16 protein-coding genes are annotated in these 16,592 nt (G+C 61.8%); 6 read left to right on the forward strand and 10 right to left on the reverse strand.

Translation table 11 applies throughout. The features are described from left to right. Nucleotides 1-41: 41 nt before the first annotated feature. The gene (locus tag CD932_RS03875) at nt 42-1,319 is read right to left on the reverse strand and encodes an integrase family protein (protein WP_094441471.1); all 1,278 of its coding nucleotides are present in this window, start codon (nt 1,317-1,319) and stop codon (nt 42-44) included. Between the two features lie 188 nt (nt 1,320-1,507). Between CD932_RS03875 and mutS the strand changes: the two genes are divergently transcribed. Further along, a complete protein-coding gene (mutS, locus tag CD932_RS03880) occupies nt 1,508-4,177 on the forward strand; it encodes a DNA mismatch repair protein MutS (protein WP_094441472.1) in 2,670 nt (889 codons plus the stop codon). After that, nucleotides 4,174-5,196: a hypothetical protein gene (locus tag CD932_RS03885; protein WP_094441473.1), complete on the forward strand. Its 1,023-nt coding sequence runs from the start codon at nt 4,174-4,176 to the stop codon at nt 5,194-5,196. Before mutS ends, CD932_RS03885 begins: the two co-directional genes overlap by 4 nt. Before the next feature lie 42 nt (nt 5,197-5,238). On the opposite strand, the gene CD932_RS03890 is transcribed toward CD932_RS03885, so the two are convergent. Further along, the gene (locus tag CD932_RS03890) at nt 5,239-5,790 is read right to left on the reverse strand and encodes a peptidylprolyl isomerase (protein ID WP_094441474.1); all 552 of its coding nucleotides are present in this window, start codon (nt 5,788-5,790) and stop codon (nt 5,239-5,241) included. Between the two features lie 93 nt (nt 5,791-5,883). Here CD932_RS03890 and CD932_RS03895 point away from each other — a divergent pair, with 93 nt between their 5' ends. Together CD932_RS03895 and CD932_RS03900 are read left to right on the forward strand one after the other, a co-directional pair. Then, on the forward strand, nt 5,884-7,005 hold the full coding sequence (locus CD932_RS03895) for a cupin domain-containing protein (RefSeq protein ID WP_094441475.1): 1,122 nt from the start codon (nt 5,884-5,886) through the stop codon (nt 7,003-7,005). A 354-nt stretch (nt 7,006-7,359) separates the two neighbouring features. After that, entirely contained in the window at nt 7,360-7,617 is a 258-nt protein-coding gene (locus tag CD932_RS03900) for a hypothetical protein (protein WP_094441476.1), read from the forward strand. A 163-nt stretch (nt 7,618-7,780) separates the two neighbouring features. On the opposite strand, the gene bamC is transcribed toward CD932_RS03900, so the two are convergent. The 8 genes from bamC to CD932_RS03940 form a co-directional block, all read right to left on the reverse strand. Then, on the reverse strand, nt 7,781-8,974 hold the full coding sequence (gene bamC, locus CD932_RS03905) for an outer membrane protein assembly factor BamC (RefSeq protein WP_094441477.1): 1,194 nt from the start codon (nt 8,972-8,974) through the stop codon (nt 7,781-7,783). Nucleotides 8,975-9,042: 68 nt separating this feature from the next. After that, the gene (gene dapA / locus CD932_RS03910; RefSeq protein ID WP_094441478.1) at nt 9,043-9,921 is read right to left on the reverse strand and encodes a 4-hydroxy-tetrahydrodipicolinate synthase; all 879 of its coding nucleotides are present in this window, start codon (nt 9,919-9,921) and stop codon (nt 9,043-9,045) included. Nucleotides 9,922-10,005: 84 nt separating this feature from the next. Beyond that, nucleotides 10,006-10,578 carry a bifunctional 2-polyprenyl-6-hydroxyphenol methylase/3-demethylubiquinol 3-O-methyltransferase UbiG gene (locus CD932_RS03915; protein WP_094441479.1) on the reverse strand — a complete coding sequence of 191 codons (573 nt, stop codon included), beginning with the start codon at nt 10,576-10,578 and terminating at the stop codon, nt 10,006-10,008. A 15-nt stretch (nt 10,579-10,593) separates the two neighbouring features. After that, nucleotides 10,594-11,286 (reverse strand): site-2 protease family protein, encoded by a 693-nt coding sequence (locus CD932_RS03920; protein WP_094441480.1) that lies wholly within the window; start codon nt 11,284-11,286, stop codon nt 10,594-10,596. 80 nt (nt 11,287-11,366) lie between these two features. Then, entirely contained in the window at nt 11,367-11,990 is a 624-nt protein-coding gene (locus CD932_RS03925) for an L-threonylcarbamoyladenylate synthase (RefSeq protein WP_094441481.1), read from the reverse strand. Nucleotides 11,991-12,028: 38 nt separating this feature from the next. Further along, nucleotides 12,029-12,913: a protease HtpX gene (gene htpX / locus CD932_RS03930; RefSeq protein ID WP_094441482.1), complete on the reverse strand. Its 885-nt coding sequence runs from the start codon at nt 12,911-12,913 to the stop codon at nt 12,029-12,031. Between the two features lie 87 nt (nt 12,914-13,000). Further along, nucleotides 13,001-13,834, reverse strand: a complete 834-nt coding sequence (locus CD932_RS03935; RefSeq protein WP_094443443.1) for a 3',5'-nucleoside bisphosphate phosphatase — start codon at nt 13,832-13,834, stop codon at nt 13,001-13,003. Nucleotides 13,835-13,934: 100 nt separating this feature from the next. Beyond that, the gene (locus CD932_RS03940) at nt 13,935-14,816 is read right to left on the reverse strand and encodes an alpha/beta fold hydrolase (RefSeq protein ID WP_094441483.1); all 882 of its coding nucleotides are present in this window, start codon (nt 14,814-14,816) and stop codon (nt 13,935-13,937) included. 180 nt (nt 14,817-14,996) lie between these two features. On the opposite strand from CD932_RS03940, the gene CD932_RS03945 reads away from it, so the two are divergent. Next, nucleotides 14,997-15,530 (forward strand): gamma carbonic anhydrase family protein, encoded by a 534-nt coding sequence (locus tag CD932_RS03945; RefSeq protein WP_094441484.1) that lies wholly within the window; start codon nt 14,997-14,999, stop codon nt 15,528-15,530. Next, the gene (gene hslO, locus CD932_RS03950) at nt 15,527-16,507 is read left to right on the forward strand and encodes an Hsp33 family molecular chaperone HslO (RefSeq protein ID WP_094441485.1); all 981 of its coding nucleotides are present in this window, start codon (nt 15,527-15,529) and stop codon (nt 16,505-16,507) included. The genes CD932_RS03945 and hslO overlap by 4 nt, the downstream gene beginning before the upstream one ends. Nucleotides 16,508-16,592: the final 85 nt, after the last annotated feature.

Raw genomic sequence — 16,592 nt, forward strand, 5'->3', positions numbered from 1 at the left:
TACGGTTTGAGAAAAATTTGCTTCCGGGTTGAGGAGAATATTCACAAAGTCTCCAGATGCGTATTGAGCCGACCCAGCCACTCTCTGCGCTCTTGGTCGTAAGCATGCCGGTTGTAGACGCCTACGACGCCCTTCTTCATATGCCCCAGTACCGCCTCTGCGACTTCTTCGGGACATCCCAGCATTGCCAGTTGCGTGCGGCAGCTACGCCGCAAATCGTGTGGCGCCCAGTTCGTTACGGGCAGACGCGGCCGCAGATCTTCAGGCTTTGTGCCGCTGTATGGCATGTGAAACCACACCGCCACCCCCACTGATTTCTGCTCCATGTAGCCCAGCTTGCCGCGCGACTCGAAAAGATACTTTCCAGTGGCAGTTCCCAAGCGCCGGCGCACCACGACTTCAGCCCGGCCAACCAGCGACACGCGCAGGTCCGTAGCATGCTCGCGCCATGAATTCTTTGTCTTGGCTTTCGGAATCGTCCACCAGAGCCCATCAGCCTCCTCGCTGATCTCGCTCACTTCCATGGCCATGATTTCCGAGCCTCGCGTGCAGGTCCACAGGTACAGCGTCAGGGCGTCGGCCACCGCTTTTGAAAAATTCGGCAGCCACTTGATCAAGGTTGATAATTCCTCAGCACTCAATACGCGCTTCACCGGCCCGGCCTGGACGCCCTGCACCGCACGCCCCTTGCTGCGCAATTTGCCGCGCATGATCAGGCGCCACCAGTTCGGTACGGTATCGGGCAGGCGCCCCGCATCGTGGACGTAGTCCCAGGCCGAGCCCAGTTCCGCCCGCAGCTTGGCCGCCTGGACGGGAATATGGGCAAAGCTCTCGATCAGGTCAAAAGCGTGGGAACGTGAAACCTCTGCAGCTGGCATATCGCCAAACTCGCCCAGCATCGTCCCGAACATGCGCGATACTTCATTGACGCTCTTTTCGCCACGATTGCGCGACAGGTGGCCAGCCACGTACATATCCGCCACGCGCCGAACCGTCAGCAGCGCTTTCGCCTTGCGTTCGCGCTCTGCCTCGGTGGCCTGGCGCGATTGCGCCCGCACCTCGCGCTTGTCGACGGCCAAGTCGACGCCAACGCTGCGGGCGCCACTCAGGCGCTCCCACTCAACCATCGCGGCCGCCAGCAAGATCGCTGGCCATTCGCCAATCCTGATTTGTCGCATGCGCCCATCAAGCGGACTTTTATAGCGATATATCCACAATCTCGTCGACTTTGTCGCCTCAAGTCGCCGCCCTGGGCAGTCGGTAATGGTAAAGTGTGGGCCAGCTGCGAGCAGCTTTGCCGCTCTTGCATCGAATTGCATTCTCACCCATTGAGCCCAGGGCCGGCGCAGCTTTTACCCCGCACGCGGACCTCAAGACGGTTTTTCGGCGCAGCTTTGCAACACCAGACAATTCAGCGACGCCAGAACATGAAGTGTGATGATAGGCAATGACGCAACAGAACGAACATTGAATCAACAGAATAACGAAACAAATCAAATACTTACAGATGAAAATGCAGTCAAATCAAGAGCTTGCGACGATCGACAAAAGCAAACTGACGCCCATGATGCAGCAGTATATGGCCATCAAGGACAACCACCCGACGATGCTGGTGTTCTACCGCATGGGCGACTTTTACGAGCTGTTTTTCGACGACGCGGAAAAAGCCGCGCGCCTCCTGGGCATTACCCTGACGGCGCGTGGCGCGGCCAGCGGCAATCCGATCAAGATGTGCGGCGTGCCGTTTCATTCGCTCGACGGCTACCTGGCCAAGCTGGTCAAGCTGGGCGAGTCGGTCGCCATTTGCGAGCAGATCGGCGACCCGGCCACCAGCAAGGGGCCGGTCGAGCGCAAGGTGATGCGGGTGGTCACGCCCGGCACCCTGACGGACGCCGACTTGCTGCCCGAAAAAGCCGAGCGGCCACTGCTGGCCCTGTGCAGCATTACCCAGCGCAAGACGGTGACCACCGGCCTGGCCTGGCTGTCGCTGGCCAGCGGCGCGCTCAAATTGATGGAGTTTTCGGGCAGCAGCGACACGGTCGCCTTGCGCCTGCGCCAGGAGCTCGAGCGCATCGTGCCGGCCGAGATCCTCAGCGGCGACGGTGGCACGCTGTTTGACGACCATCCGAATACGCATGTCAACCGCGTGCCGGACTGGCATTTCGACGTGGCCGGCGGCCACAAGGCGCTGCTGGACCAGCTCGGCGTGGCGACCTTGACCGGTTTTGGCGCCGATGGCCTCGGCGCCGCCTTTGGCGCGGCCGGCGCGCTGCTGCGCTATGCGCAATCGACGCAAGGGCGCGGCCTGCAGCATGTGCGCTCCCTGACCACGGAAACGGAAAGCGAATTTATCGGCCTGGACGCCGCCACCCGGCGCAATCTGGAACTGACGGAAACCATCCGCGGGCAGGAGTCCCCTACCCTGTTCTCCTTGCTCGATCATTGCCGCACCGCCATGGGTTCGCGCATGCTGCGCCACTGGCTGCACCATGCGCGGCGCGAGCAGGGCGTGGCGCGCGCGCGCCACCAGGCGATTGCCGCGCTGATGCACAGCGAAGCGGCCGCGCCCCTGGCCGCCACCCTGGCGCAAGTGCCCGATATCGAACGCATCACCACCCGCATCGCGCTGCTGTCGGCGCGTCCGCGCGACCTGGCCGCGCTGCGTGACGGCTTGCTGCAACTGCCGGCCCTGCGCGAGCGGCTCACGCACTGCTATGGCAGTGAGCCGTGCGACGGCTTGCTGGCCGATATCCATGCGGCACTGGCCACGCCGCAAGCCTGCCTCGAGTTGCTGGTGCGCGCGGTGGCGCCCGAACCGGCCGCGATGGTGCGCGACGGCGGCGTGTTTGCGCGCGGCTTTGACGCGGAACTCGACGAATTGCGCGCGCTGTCCGAAAACGCCGGCCAGTTCCTGGTCGACCTGGAAACGCGCGAACGCGCCCGCACCGGCATTGCCAACCTGCGCGTGGAATACAACAAGGTGCATGGCTTTTATATTGAAGTCACGCACGGCCAGACCGACAAGGTGCCAGACGACTACCGCCGCCGCCAGACGCTGAAAAACGCCGAGCGCTATATCACGCCGGAATTGAAAGTGTTCGAAGACAAGGCCCTGTCGGCGCAAGACAAAGCTTTGGTGCGCGAAAAGCTGCTGTACGACCTCTTGCTGGCCGACCTGGCGCCGCATATCGGCACGCTGCAAACCATCGCCCAGGGCCTGGCCCAGCTCGACACCCTGAACGCGCTGACGGAACATGCGCAGCAGCACAACTGGGCCGCGCCGCAACTGGTGAGCGAGCCGTGCATCAATATCGTCGAAGGCCGCCACCCGGTGGTGGAAAAGCAGATCGAGCGCTTTATCGCCAACGACTGCCGCTTCGTCAACGAACGCAGGTTATTGCTGATCACCGGCCCGAACATGGGCGGCAAATCGACCTTCATGCGCCAGGTGGCCCTGATCACCCTGCTCGCCTACGTCGGCAGCTATGTGCCGGCCGCCAGCGCCACCATCGGCCCGATCGACCGTATTTTTACGCGTATCGGCGCGACCGACGACCTGGCCGGCGGGCGTTCGACCTTTATGGTGGAAATGACGGAATCGGCGGCGATTCTGAACGGCGCCACCGAGCACTCGCTGGTGCTGATGGACGAAGTGGGCCGCGGCACCTCGACTTTTGATGGCCTGGCCCTGGCCTGGGCCATCGCGCGCCACCTGATCGATAGCAGCCGCAGCTTTACCCTGTTTGCGACGCACTATTTTGAACTGACGCAATTGCCCGACAGCCATCCGAGCGCGGCCAACGTGCATTTGTCGGCCGTCGAACACAAGGACAGCATCGTCTTCCTGCACGCCGTGCAGCCGGGTCCGGCCTCGCAAAGCTATGGCTTGCAAGTGGCGCAACTGGCCGGCGTGCCGCAGCCGGTGATCAAGGCCGCGCGCAAGCACCTGGCGCGGCTGGAAGCGCAAGCGCTCGATAGCACGCCGCAACGCGACCTGTTCGCCGCGCCGGCCTGCGACCCGTATGCCGAGGAAGAAGAGGAAACAGCACCGGCGGCGGCCCTGAGCGAAGCGCAGCAAGCCTTGTTTGACGCGATCGCCGAACTCGATCCCGACGCCTTGACGCCGCGCGATGCGCTGGAACAGCTGTATCAGCTGAAACGGCTGGCCGCCGCATGACGCCAACGTGTCGCAACGCGCGTCGCAGCGCGTGTCGCATCGCACGCCGTCCGCTGCTGGCGGCCGCCTGGCTGGCCGCCAGCGCCTGGCTGGCACCGGCGCTGGCCAGCACCGGCAACCCCGGCTTCGAGTTTGCCGTGCTGGGCCACTCCTTCCAGGCCGGGCCCGATGACGGCCCCTTGAAAAAGGCCATCGCCGGCGCCAGCGCTTTCAATGCCTCGTTCGTGGTGGCGACCGGCATCAAGGCCGCCAGCGAGTCGTGCACCGACAAGCTGTATGGCCAGCGCAAGGATTTGTTTGAAGCCAGCACCTCGCCGCTGATCGTTTCATTGTCTGGCAGCGACTGGGCCGGCTGCCGCAATTCGCGCGGCAGGGTCAACGCCATCGAACGGCTGAACCGCCTGCGCGATGTATATTTTTCCGACAACCAGAGCCTGGGCCAGCGCAAGCTCAATGTCTCGCGCTTGTCATCGACGGCGAAGTTTCGCAGCTATGCGGAGAATGCCCACTGGGAAGTGGGCGGCGTGCTGTTTGCCACCGTCAACCTGCCCGCCAATAACAACCATTTCCTGCCCGAAGCGGGCCGCAACAGCGAATTCGAAGACCGGCTGGTGGCCAACCGTTCCTGGCTGCAGCGCCTGTTCGCCATCGCGCAAGGCAAGAAGCTCGACGGCATCGTGCTGTTTTCCGACGGCGACATCGGCGTGCTCGATGAAGAGGAAAGTTCGCTGCTGCCCAGTTTCAGCTCGAAGCAGGACGGCTTTGCCAGCCCGCGCAAGCAGATCCGCACCCTGGCGAAAAAATTCGGCGGCAAGGTGTTACTGGTCGATACACAGAAAGAACGCGACAGCAAGGGCAAGGGAACCCGTCAGGGCGATACGCCGGCCATCCACTGGAAAGACAATGTGGGCCATGTCAGCATCGCCAGCGACTGGGCGGCGATCGCCGTGCGCACCGGCAAGACCCCGCTGTTCGAGGTGCGCGAGCGCGCCGCCAGGCCTGCGGCGCCGCGTCGTTAAAATAATCAGCGGACCGGCGCGATGCCGGTCCGTTCATCCATCTTAATGGATGGGGTGGGTGCGGAAGTGATCGCCTTCACCACCTTCGTCGTCACCGTCTTCGTCGTCATGGCCGTGACCATGCGCGCCGTGCACGTGGCCGTGGGCAATTTCTTCTTCGGTGGCTTCGCGCACGTCGGCGACCGTCAGCGCAAAGCGCAGCGCAATGCCGGCCAGCGGATGGTTGCCATCCAGAACGACCTTGTCATCGGCGATATCGGTGACCGTGAAGATCATTGCCTCTTCGTCCGGCGAATCGCTTTCCGGCATGCCTTCGAACTGCATGCCCACTTCCAGCGGCTCAGGCAGGCGGTTGCGTGGCTCGACCTTGACCAGCGCCGGGTCGTATTCACCGAAAGCATCATCCGGTTCGATCTGGATCGTGTTGGAATAGCCCACTTCCTTGCCGTCGAGCTCTTCTTCGATCTTCGGCAGGGTGTTTTCATAATCACCGTGCAGATAGACCATCGGCTGGCTGCCGTCTTCGATCAGATTGTCTTGCGCGTCTGACAGTTTGTAGTTGACAGTCACGACCGTATTTTTGGCAATCTTCATTATGCTTCCTTTCATTGTATAAGCTGACAAATTATACCTTTCCGCCGCCAACGACAGGCGCATTCCTGCATATCCGGTTGTTATAATGGGCGCATGAAAAAATTAACTCTCTTGGGCGACATCACGCCGGCGCAATTCCTGCGCGACTACTGGCATAAAAAGCCGCTGCTGATCCGCCAGGCCGTGCCTGGCTTCAAACCCCTGCTGAACTTCAAGGCACTGGCCGAACTGGCCAAGCTCGACCATGTCGAGTCGCGCCTGGTCAGCCAGATCGACGGCCATTGGACGATGCAGCAAGGCCCTTTGAGCAGCCTGCCCTCGCTGAAACAGAAAGCATGGTCGTTGCTGGTACAAGGCGCCAACCTGCACAGCGCCGACGCCGATGCGCTGCTGCGCCAGTTCCGCTTCCTGCCCGACGCGCGCCTCGACGACCTGATGGTCAGCTTTGCCACCGACGGCGGCGGCGTCGGTCCGCATTTCGATTCCTACGACGTGTTCCTGCTGCAAGGCCAGGGCAAGCGCCACTGGCGCATCGGCGCGCAGCAAGACCTGAGCCTGATCGACGGCCTGCCGTTGAAAATCCTCAGCAACTTCACGCCCGACGAAGAATTCACGCTCGAACCGGGCGACATGCTGTACCTGCCGCCGCATTACGCGCATGATGGCGTGGCCATCGGCGACTGCCAGACCTATTCGATCGGCTTTCGCTCCCCGTCGTTCCAGGAGCTGGGCGAAGCGTTCCTGCAATTCATGGCCGACTCGATCGACCTGCCCGGCATCTACAGCGACCCTGACTTGAAAGCAAGCAACAAACCGGCGGAAATCCCGCGCGAGATGCTGGCCACCATCACCGAAGAGATCAACAAGGTGCGCTTCACGGAAGAAGATGTCACCATTTTCCTCGGCGAACACCTGTCCGAACCGAAGCACAATGTGTTCTTCACGCCAGTGGCCAAGCCGCTGACTGCGGGACGCTTCACACAAGCGGCACACAAGAACGGTGTGGTGTTGTCACGCAAGACGTTAATGCTGTATCGTGGCAAGAATGTCTTCATCAACGGCGAGTCGTTCGCCATTGGCCGTGCCGATAAAACGGCGCTGGAGACGCTGGCCAATGACCGTGCCCTCAATGGCGCGGCCGTGGCCCAGGCATCCGATGACGTAATGGAAGCACTGTATACCTGGTATCAGGATGGCTGGCTGGAACTGGCCTGAATGAGGCACAGCGCAGCAAATGTGGTGGAACACGAGCAGGGGCAAAGACTATGTGCCGGCGCAAAGAAAGATACGGTTTTAGTATCGTTTTGACGCACTTTCGCAAAACTCTTACACTTGCTTGCAATTTGCCTTGGCAAATATTGCGATATCACAAAATAGTTGCGAATTTGCCTCTTGCTCCTATTGCGACGCACCAAAAATCGCTATAATATTCGGTTAGGAAGTTTCCGTTGTCTGGCAGGCACCACCTGGTACGAAAAGCCTTCGAAGACGACCTAACGAGCGATAATTACCGGTAATTATTCATCGCAACAATATTGATTTAATTTTTGAAATAATTAAGGAAAACAAATGAAAAAATCCCTGCTGATCGCCTCCCTGATGGTTGTTGCTCTGGCTGCTTGCAGCAAAAAAGAAGAAGCTCCTGCACCAGCACCAGTTGTTGAAACCCCAGCACCAGCACCAGCAGTTGAAGCTGCTCCAGCACCAGCTGCTGCTGACGCTGCCGCTTCGGCCGCTACCGATGCAGCTGCTGCTGCTTCGAGCGCTGCTTCGGCCGCTTCGGACGCTGCTGCTGCCGCTTCGTCGGCTGCATCGGCTGCCAAGTAATTTAGCACCCCGTAGCGAAAAAGCCGGCCTTCGGGCCGGCTTTTTTACGTCCGCCGCTTTGTCGTAACGAGCCAGCAAGCCAGCGGCAGGCGATAAAAAAGCTGGCGCCGTCTCCGGGCCAGCCTGGTTGCCGTGCGGCGGTTCTTGCCCGCCTGGCACGATCTTATTTCAGCTGCTCGTTCAGCAAGCCCAGGATTTTCTCGGCCACTGGCGAGACATCGCTCTGGCCTTCGTTCGACAGAATGCTGACGTTGCTGGTCGCACCCGCACCGGCCTTGACCAGCACGCGGTAGCGCTGCGCGCCCTTGTCCTTGTCATCCGACGAGCCCCAGCTGAACAGTTTCGAGAAGAAACCATCTTTTTTGACGGCATCAGGATCGACGTAGCGCACGAAATACGTACCCTGCGTGCGGTCGCGGTCTTCGACGGTAAAGCCGACGCGGTCCAGCGCCAGGCCGACACGGCGCCAGGCGCGGTCGAAACCTTCATCGACTTCGATGGCGCGCGACGGCGTGGCAGGCGTGCCTACCAGCTTGGCATGCTGCGGTTGCACAATGGCGGAATCGACGGCGGTCCTGGCTTGCGCCTCGTCGCCGGCCGCACCCAGGCGCGTCATCAGCTTGGCCAGAAATTGCGCTTCCAGGCCGGGATCGTTGGGCCGCGCGGTCCAGGTGGTGCTTTCCTTGTCGCGGCCCGTGACAACCTCTTCCACGCCACGGTGGCTGATATAGATTTCGGTCGAGCCGTCGGCCAGGCGCTCGACGCGGGTACGGTATTTGTCTTTCTCGCCGCTCGAGTACAGGCCGTCGAAGACCTTGCCGATCGTGCTGCGCACGATATCTTGCGGGATCTTGGCGCGGTTTTCATTCCATTCCGTTTCCATGATGCCGGCCGTCGGCTGGTCGATGGCGAGGGTAAAGCCGGAATCTTCCCAGAACTGCTTCAGTTGCGGCCACAGCACTTCAGGCGACTGCTTGACCACCAGCCAGCGCTGGTTGCCCGCGCGCTCGACCCTGACCGAGCCGGCCGTGACCGGCGCCACGCCAGCCACGCCATCGGCGCCCACCACGGTCGGCATACCGGCCGTGGCGCTGCGCTGGGCGTTGTAGCCGGAAGCGGTGGCCACGCCGTTCTTGGAATCAGGCAAGGAGTAGCGGTTGTCCTGCTGCAGTTGCGTCAGGTCGGGCGGCACATCCAGGGTACTGGCTTTCTTGACCGACTTGTAGTCGACCTTGTCGCCGCCAACTACCGAGCTGATCATGCCGCAGCCGGCCAGACTGGCCGCGACGGCGCCGATGACGAGGCCACGCAGGGCGATGGTGGCTGGCGCCGGGGTGGTTTTCTTGCTATTAGTCATGTCGTTACTGGATAAGAAGCTAAGTGGCAGCTGAAATCAGGGAAGGTCCGGACTATATCAGTCCGGGCTCAGGATAAGACGCCAGCGTCGCGCAGGGCATCGCGCACGGTGGCATGGTACTGATCGGCCAGCGGCACCAGCGGCAAGCGTATGCCGCCAGGCATCAGGCCCATTTCCGCCAGCGCCCATTTGACGGGCACCGGGTTCGGTTCGACAAACAATTTCTGATGCAGGGGGAAGATCTTGTTGTTGATGGCGATCGCCGTGGCGCGGTCGCCGGCCATGGCGGCCACGCACAGTTCATGCATGGCACGCGGGGCGACGTTGGCCGTCACGGAAATATTGCCGTGGCCGCCGCACAGCATCAGCGCCATGGCGGTCGGATCATCGCCCGAGTAGACGGCGAAATCGCTTGGCACCAGGCGCAGCAGGTCGATGCCACGGCCCAGATTGCCGGTCGCATCTTTCACGCCGACAATGTTCGGAATCGCTGCCAGGCGCACGATGGTCTCGTTGCTCATGTCGGCCACGGTGCGGCCCGGCACGTTGTACAGGATCACAGGGATATCGACGGCTTCGGCGATGGCCTTGAAGTGCTGGTACATGCCTTCCTGGCTAGGACGGTTGTAGTAAGGCACAACTTGCAAGACAGCATCAGCACCAGCGTCTTTCGCATAGCGCGTCAGCTTGATGGCTTCGGCTGTGGAATTGCCGCCGGCACCGGCGATAATAGGAATGCGCCCCTTGGCGTGCTCGACGGTCAGCTTGATCAGTTCGCAGTGTTCTTCCACGCTCACGGTTGCCGATTCGCCTGTGGTGCCGACGATGACGATGCTGTCTGTACCCTCGGCAATATGCCAATCGATCAGCTTGCGCAGGCCTGGAATGTCCAGACTGCCGTCCGCTTGCATCGGGGTGACGATTGCTACAATGCTGCCCTTGATCATAGTAAGTTTATAGCGCCGATAAATAAAACAACGATTGTAGCGGATAGCCCGCGCCTGTGGTGCATTCTGCGACAGTATTGCCGCTCAAAACGCTGGCAACAAGGCCGCCAGCCGTGGAAAATCTGGCCGCACGGCGCAAATTCGTTGCACCAGAGCAGCTTTTGGCAGCTCCACACGGCCCTCTTCAAACGCCACCACGCGCAAGCCCTGCCGCAGGGCGTGGGCCAGCAGTTCGCCCTCCTTGAGCAGGAACTTGGGGTTCGATGGTTTGCCGAACTGTTCATTGCCTTCGGCAAAAGTTTCGTACAGCAGCACGCCATCGGGCGCCAGGCTGGCGATCATCGCTTCAAACAGCGGACGGTGCAGATAGTTGGTGACGATAATGCCGGCAAAGCGGCCGGCGGCGAACGGCCATACAGCGCCCGGCGCCTCGAGGTCGACCAGCGAAGTGGTGATGCCGGGACCGGCCGCCTTTTCCAGCATCTCCGGATCATGGTCGAGCGCGATCACGGTGTGGCCGAGGCCAGCCAGGTGCCGCGCATGGCGGCCGCCGCCGCAGGCCAGGTCCAGCACTTCGCCGCCCGGCAGCAGCGGCGCCCAGCGGCCCACCCAGCCAGAAATTGCCTCGGCATCGTTGTGTGGTTCAGTTGCTTTCATCGCAATATCCATCAATTAGTGACTGTGCGCCCAGGCAAGCAAGGCGGTGAGCGGCGTGACCAGCGTGAAGAAGATACCGATGACAAATTCGATGGCGGCCAGCAGAAAGCGGTTCAGCACGCCCAGATACATCAGCAGCACCAGCGCACCGAACACATAGATGCCATAGCGCTCGATGCTGGCGTACGGGCGTGCCAGCGACATCGGCAGGATGCCCGTCATGATGCGTCCGCCATCGAGCGGCGGCACGGGGATCATGTTGAAGACGAACATGGCCGCGTTGACGCTGACGCCAGCACCGGCCATCTTGCGGAAAAACGCGCCGATCTCGCTCGGCGGCAGCACGCTCAGCACCACAAAGGCGATCATCCAGGCCAAGCCCATCACAAAGTTCGAACCGGGACCGGCAAACGCCACCCAGGCCATCTGCTTTTTCGGATTGCGCAGGCGGCTGAAATCGACCGGCACCGGCTTGGCATAGCCGAACGGCACCTGGATCGTGAAATACAGCAGCAGCGGCAAAATCACCGTGCCGAAGGGGTCGATATGGCGCATCGGGTTCAGGCTCAGCCGACCCTCGTTGGACGCGGTCGGATCGCCAAAATAGCGGGCGGCGTAACCATGCGACGCTTCATGCAGGGAAATGGCAAAAAGGACGGGCACCAGGTACACCGCGACGGTTTGGACTATCGTATTGAAATCGCTCATGACCGCGATTCTACCAGAGCCGCCCTTGTCACTTTCTTATGCCGCCATTAAAGCGATGCAAAGCCGGCAGACAACCCGGCCTACAGGCCCAGCGCGGCCGGATCGCCACGCCCCACGCGCACCACTTCGGGATCAGTCCCGGTCAGATCTATCACGGTGGTCGGGCCATGCGCGCAGGCGCCGCCATCGACGATCAGGTCGACCAGCTTTTCCAGGCGCTCGCGGATGGTGTCGGCGTCGGTCAGGCTGTCTTCGTCGCCGGGCAGGGTCAGGGTGGTGCCCAGCAGCGGCTGGCCCAGCTCTTCCAGCAGGCACTGGACGATGCGGTGCTCGGGCACGCGCAGGCCGATGGTCTTGCGCGAAGGATGGCTGAGGCGGCGCGGCACTTCCTTGGTCGCTTCCAGGATAAAGGTGTAGGCGCCCGGGGTGGCCGCCTTGAGCAGGCGGAACTGGCGGTTGTCGACGCGGGCATACACGCCCAGCTCGCTCAAGTCGCGGCACAGCAGGGTCAGGTGATGCTTTTCATCGATGCCGCGGATGCGGCGCAGGCGCTCGACGGCGCTCTTGTCGTCGAGCTGGCAGACCAGCGCGTAGCAGGAGTCGGTCGGCAAGGCTACCACGCCGCCGGACTGGATGATTTGCGCGGCCTGCTTGATCAGGCGCAATTGCGGATTGTCAGGGTGAATCTGGAAAAATTGACTCATGGGTTCACTGACTGGCGGACCAGTTTTTTATTGATGTGTCATGATTGTACGCCGCGCAGCGCCGCGATGCGTTCCTCCAGTGGCGGATGGGTGGCGAACAGGGCGCCCCAGCCGCCCCCGCCACCGCTGATGCCCAGCGCCTGCATCGATTGCGGCAGCTCGCCCGGCGCCACGCCGCCCAGGCGCGCCAGCGCGTGCATCATCGGCGTCGGGCTGCCCAGCAGTTTGGCCGAGCCGGCATCGGCGCGGAACTCGCGCTGGCGCGAAAACCAGGCGACAATGATGGACGCCAGCAGGCCGAACAGCACTTCGCAGACCATCACGGTGACGAAATAGCCGATGCCGCGCCCGCCTTCGCGGTTGTTGTTCTTGAGCAGCATATTGTCGACAAAAAAGCCTACCACCCGCGCCATGAACACCACGAAGGTATTGACCACGCCCTGGATCAGGGTCAGGGTCACCATGTCGCCGTTGGCGACGTGGGCGATCTCATGGCCCAGCACGGCTTCGACCTCATCGCGGTTCATGCTTTGCAGCAAACCGGTGGAGACGGCCACCAGCGCCGAATTCTTGAACGCACCAGTGGCAAACGCGTTCGGCTCGCCGTCATACACGGCCACCTCGGGCATGCCGATACCGGCCCGCTCCGCCAGGGCGCGTACAGTATTGACCAACCACAATTCGGTCGACGAGCCCGGATTGTCGAGCACGCGCGCGCCCGTGCTCCACTTGGCCATCGGTTTGCTGATCAGCAGTGAAAAGATGGAACCCGTAAAGCCGACCACCAGCGAGAACACCATCAGGCTGCCGAGGTTCAGGGTGCTGCCGCGCGCGGGATTGCCAACACCCAACAAACTGAGGACGAGCGTCAGCACCAGCATCACGGCCAGGTTGGTGACAATAAACAGGACGATGCGTTTCATGGCGATGGCTCCGGCAGAAATTCAATAACAGTAATGTAGGGATGATACAGCTGTTATCAAGCTTGCCAGAGCGGCCTTAGCGGCGACTTAAAACCAGTCGTGCCAGATCGGTGTGACGTTGCCGGGAAGCGGCGGCAGCAGCGCAAAATCCACGCGCGACTCGCCCGGCGCATGGAAATCGGTGCCGCGCGAGGCAAGAAAGCCGTAGTCATTGGCCAGGCGCGCATATTCCGGATACTGGTCCGGGCTGTGGCTGCCCGTCACCACTTCGATGGCCACGCCACCCAATTGCTTGAATTCATCAAACAGCACGCCCTGCGCCATGTCGCTGAAGTGGTAGCGGCCCGGATGGGCGATCACGGCCACGCCGCCGGCGCCGCGTATCCAGCCCACCGCCTCGGCCAGGGTGGCCCAGCGGTGTTCGACATAGCCAGGCTTGCCTTCGGACAGGTATTTCTTGAAGACGTCGGGAATATTCGCGCACTTGCCCGTTTCCACGATATAGCGGGCAAAGTGGGTGCGCGACATCAGGTCGGGGTTGCCGACGAATTTCAGCGCGCCCTCGTAGGCGCCGGGGATGCCGACCAGGTCCAGCTGGCGGGCGATTTCGCGCCCGCGCGCGTCGCGCCCCGAACGGGTCTGGTTCAGGCCGCGCACCAGGCCGGCATCGTTTTCATCGATCTGCAGGCCGACGATATGCACGGTCTGGCCAGCCCAGGTAATCGAAATTTCCACACCGGCAACAAAGCGCATGCCCTGCTCCACCGCTGCGGCGCGCGCTTCGGCAACGCCGGACACCTCGTCGTGGTCGGTCAGCGCCCACACATCGACGCCAGCCTTGCGTGCGTAAGCGGCCACGGCGGTCGGTGCGAGGACGCCGTCGGAGATATTCGAATGGCAATGCAGGTCGACTTTAAGCATGGGTGACATTACCGTGCGGGCGGTGGATGATGGAAGTTTTCATTGTACGCTGCCTGCCGGGGCGCGACAGCGTCGCTATCACATTTGCATCATTTCTGTCTCATATTGAACCAAGGAACTCCTCGAGCAGGCGCGCCAGGGCTTGTGGCTGATCGTGGTGCAACATATGGCCGGCGTCCGCCATCATCTTGCAGCGCACATCCTTCAAGAAACCCAGGCGGCGGTCGATTTCGAGGCGCGCGGTTTCTTTCGGCCCCATCCATTCCCACATATTCGTCTCTTCCGCTTCGACCCACAGCACCGGCGCCGTGATGCGGCGCCAGCAGGCCATCACTTCCTCGACCTGGTACAGCATGGGGTTGACGCGCTTGTGACGCGGATCGCCGGCGATATCCCACTCGCCCGCTTCGTTACGCACCGACCAGTGTTCGGCCAGGAAAGCCGCGCGTTCATGGGTCAGGCGCGGATTGGTCTTTTGCAGCCGTTCGGCCACCGCCTGCAACGTCGGGTAGCTGCGCATGCGCGCCGGCTCGCGCAATTCGTCCAGCCATTTGGCGTAGCGGCCGGGCGCCTGTTCGGGCCGGGTCGCCATCATGCCGAAGCCTTCAAGGTTGATGAAGCTGATGAGGCGTTCGGGGCGCACGCCCGCATACAGGCCGGCTACATTGGCACCCATGCTGTGGCCGAGCAGGTGCACGGGCGAGTCGGGCGAGTAATGCAGCAACATGGCGTCGAGGTCGGCCAGGTAGTCGGGGAACCAATAGGTGTCGGACTGCGTGTAGTCGCTCTGGCCAAAGCCGCGCCAGTCGGGCGCGATCACATGCCAGTCGCCAGCGAGCTCATCGACGACGAACTGGAACGAGGCGGCCACATCCATCCAGCCGTGCACCATGAACAGGATAGGCGCGCCTGCACGGCCCCAGTGGCGCACATGGACGCGCGCGCCACGGATATGGATAAATTCGGAACGAGAAAGTTTCATGAGTAGCTACCTTGAAAGTGGCGCAGGCGTCGCCACATGCTATGTCTGTAAGTAAAGTACCGCGATAAACGTACGACCGTTCTTTAATTATACCGGATCGCTTGCCGCCGTTCTGGCTTGTCTTGCAACAGCGTAAAATAGCGACATCCCCGGCCTTTCCACCCTTGCCTCAGGCTAATCATGACACTCTACCAATTGGGCGCCGAGGCGCCGCAGATTGATGCTTCCGCGTTTGTTGCCGACACAGCCAATGTGATCGGCAAGGTCACCCTGCATGAAAACACCTCGGTGTGGTTTGGCGCAACCTTGCGCGGCGACAATGAGCGCATCACGGTCGGCGCCAACAGCAATGTGCAGGAAGGCGCGGTGCTGCATACCGACCCCGGCTATCCGCTCGACGTGGGGCAAAACGTCACCATCGGCCACCAGGCCATGCTGCACGGCTGCACCATCGGCGACGGTTCGCTGATCGGCATCCAGGCGGTGGTGCTCAATGGCGCCAGGATCGGCAGGAACTGCCTGGTCGGCGCCGGCGCGCTGGTCACCGAAGGCAAGGAGTTTCCCGACAATATGCTGATCATCGGCACGCCGGCCAAGGCCGTGCGCCCCCTGACGGCGGACGATATCACCAGGCTGCAAGGCAATGCTCTCAATTATGTACAGCGCGGCCAGCTATTTAATACGCAACTCAAGAAGATTGGACAAGACACATGAGCACTGACACCAGCGGCGCCATCGCCGCCCCCACCGCAGGCCGGGATACGCTGCAAAAATTTATTTTCGATAACGCCGCCGTGCGCGGCCAGTTCATTGACGTGTCCAGCACCTGGCAGGAAGTGGTGACGCGCCACGCCTATCCGCTGGCCGTGAAAAAAGTGCTGGGCGAAATGGTGGCTGCCGCCGCCCTGCTGTCGGCCAACCTGAAATTCAACGGTTCCATCATCATGCAGATCCATGGCGACGGCCCGGTACGCCTGATGGTGGTCGAGTGCGACTCCGACCTGCGCCTGCGCGCCACCGCCAAGCTCGATCCGGACGCCGAGATCGTTGACGGTTCCACCGTGCCGCAGCTGATGAACGCCAACGGCAAGGGCCGCTTCATCATCACGCTCGATCCGGCCGACAAGGTGCCGGGCCAGCAACCGTACCAGGGCATCGTGCCGCTCGACGGCGACGACATGGCAACCGTCATCGAAAACTACATGTTGCGCTCGGAACAGCTCGACACGCGCCTGTGGCTGGCCACCGACGACACCACCTCGCGCGGCCTGCTGCTGCAAAAACTGCCCCACCACGGCGGCAAGGCCGAAGCGACGCCAGTGTCGGAAGACGACGCGCTCGACACCTGGAACCGCGCCGTGATGCTGGCCTCGACCCTGAAAGAGGAAGAGATCCTGGCCACCGACATCGACACCCTGATGCAGCGCCTGTTCTGGGAAGAAACGATCCGCGTGTTCGACCCGCTGCACCCGAGTTTCCATTGCACCTGCACCCGCGAAAAAGTGGGCAATATGCTCAAGATGCTGGGTGAACAGGAAGTCAACGAGACGCTGGCGGAAATCGGCCACGTGGGCGTGAACTGCGACTTCTGCGGCCAGCACTACGATTTCGACAAGGTCGATTGCGCGCAACTGTTCATGACCGATGCGCCGGCCGAAGTGCTGATTCCGCCGGCCACCAGCATCAACTGATTTTTTTCGCAGTCTCTCCGCGCCGCCGTCCTGGCGGCGCTTTTTTTCGTCTGTCATCAATTCGTCACCAGGTCGTCATCAGCGC

It is taken from the genome of Janthinobacterium sp. PC23-8 (assembly GCF_002250505.1).
GTDB lineage: Bacteria > Pseudomonadota > Gammaproteobacteria > Burkholderiales > Burkholderiaceae_D > Janthinobacterium.

Coding starts and splice junctions, on each gene's coding strand:
- CD932_RS03875 (WP_094441471.1), bottom strand. CDS start 1,319: ATGCAATTCGATGCAAGAGCGGCAAAGCTGCTCGCAGCTGGCCCACAC.
- mutS (WP_094441472.1), top strand. CDS start 1,508: ATGAAAATGCAGTCAAATCAAGAGCTTGCGACGATCGACAAAAGCAAA.
- CD932_RS03885 (WP_094441473.1), top strand. CDS start 4,174: ATGACGCCAACGTGTCGCAACGCGCGTCGCAGCGCGTGTCGCATCGCA.
- CD932_RS03890 (WP_094441474.1), bottom strand. CDS start 5,790: ATGAAGATTGCCAAAAATACGGTCGTGACTGTCAACTACAAACTGTCA.
- CD932_RS03895 (WP_094441475.1), top strand. CDS start 5,884: ATGAAAAAATTAACTCTCTTGGGCGACATCACGCCGGCGCAATTCCTG.
- CD932_RS03900 (WP_094441476.1), top strand. CDS start 7,360: ATGAAAAAATCCCTGCTGATCGCCTCCCTGATGGTTGTTGCTCTGGCT.
- bamC (WP_094441477.1), bottom strand. CDS start 8,974: ATGACTAATAGCAAGAAAACCACCCCGGCGCCAGCCACCATCGCCCTG.
- dapA (WP_094441478.1), bottom strand. CDS start 9,921: ATGATCAAGGGCAGCATTGTAGCAATCGTCACCCCGATGCAAGCGGAC.
- CD932_RS03915 (WP_094441479.1), bottom strand. CDS start 10,578: ATGAAAGCAACTGAACCACACAACGATGCCGAGGCAATTTCTGGCTGG.
- CD932_RS03920 (WP_094441480.1), bottom strand. CDS start 11,286: ATGAGCGATTTCAATACGATAGTCCAAACCGTCGCGGTGTACCTGGTG.
- CD932_RS03925 (WP_094441481.1), bottom strand. CDS start 11,990: ATGAGTCAATTTTTCCAGATTCACCCTGACAATCCGCAATTGCGCCTG.
- htpX (WP_094441482.1), bottom strand. CDS start 12,913: ATGAAACGCATCGTCCTGTTTATTGTCACCAACCTGGCCGTGATGCTG.
- CD932_RS03935 (WP_094443443.1), bottom strand. CDS start 13,834: ATGCTTAAAGTCGACCTGCATTGCCATTCGAATATCTCCGACGGCGTC.
- CD932_RS03940 (WP_094441483.1), bottom strand. CDS start 14,816: ATGAAACTTTCTCGTTCCGAATTTATCCATATCCGTGGCGCGCGCGTC.
- CD932_RS03945 (WP_094441484.1), top strand. CDS start 14,997: ATGACACTCTACCAATTGGGCGCCGAGGCGCCGCAGATTGATGCTTCC.
- hslO (WP_094441485.1), top strand. CDS start 15,527: ATGAGCACTGACACCAGCGGCGCCATCGCCGCCCCCACCGCAGGCCGG.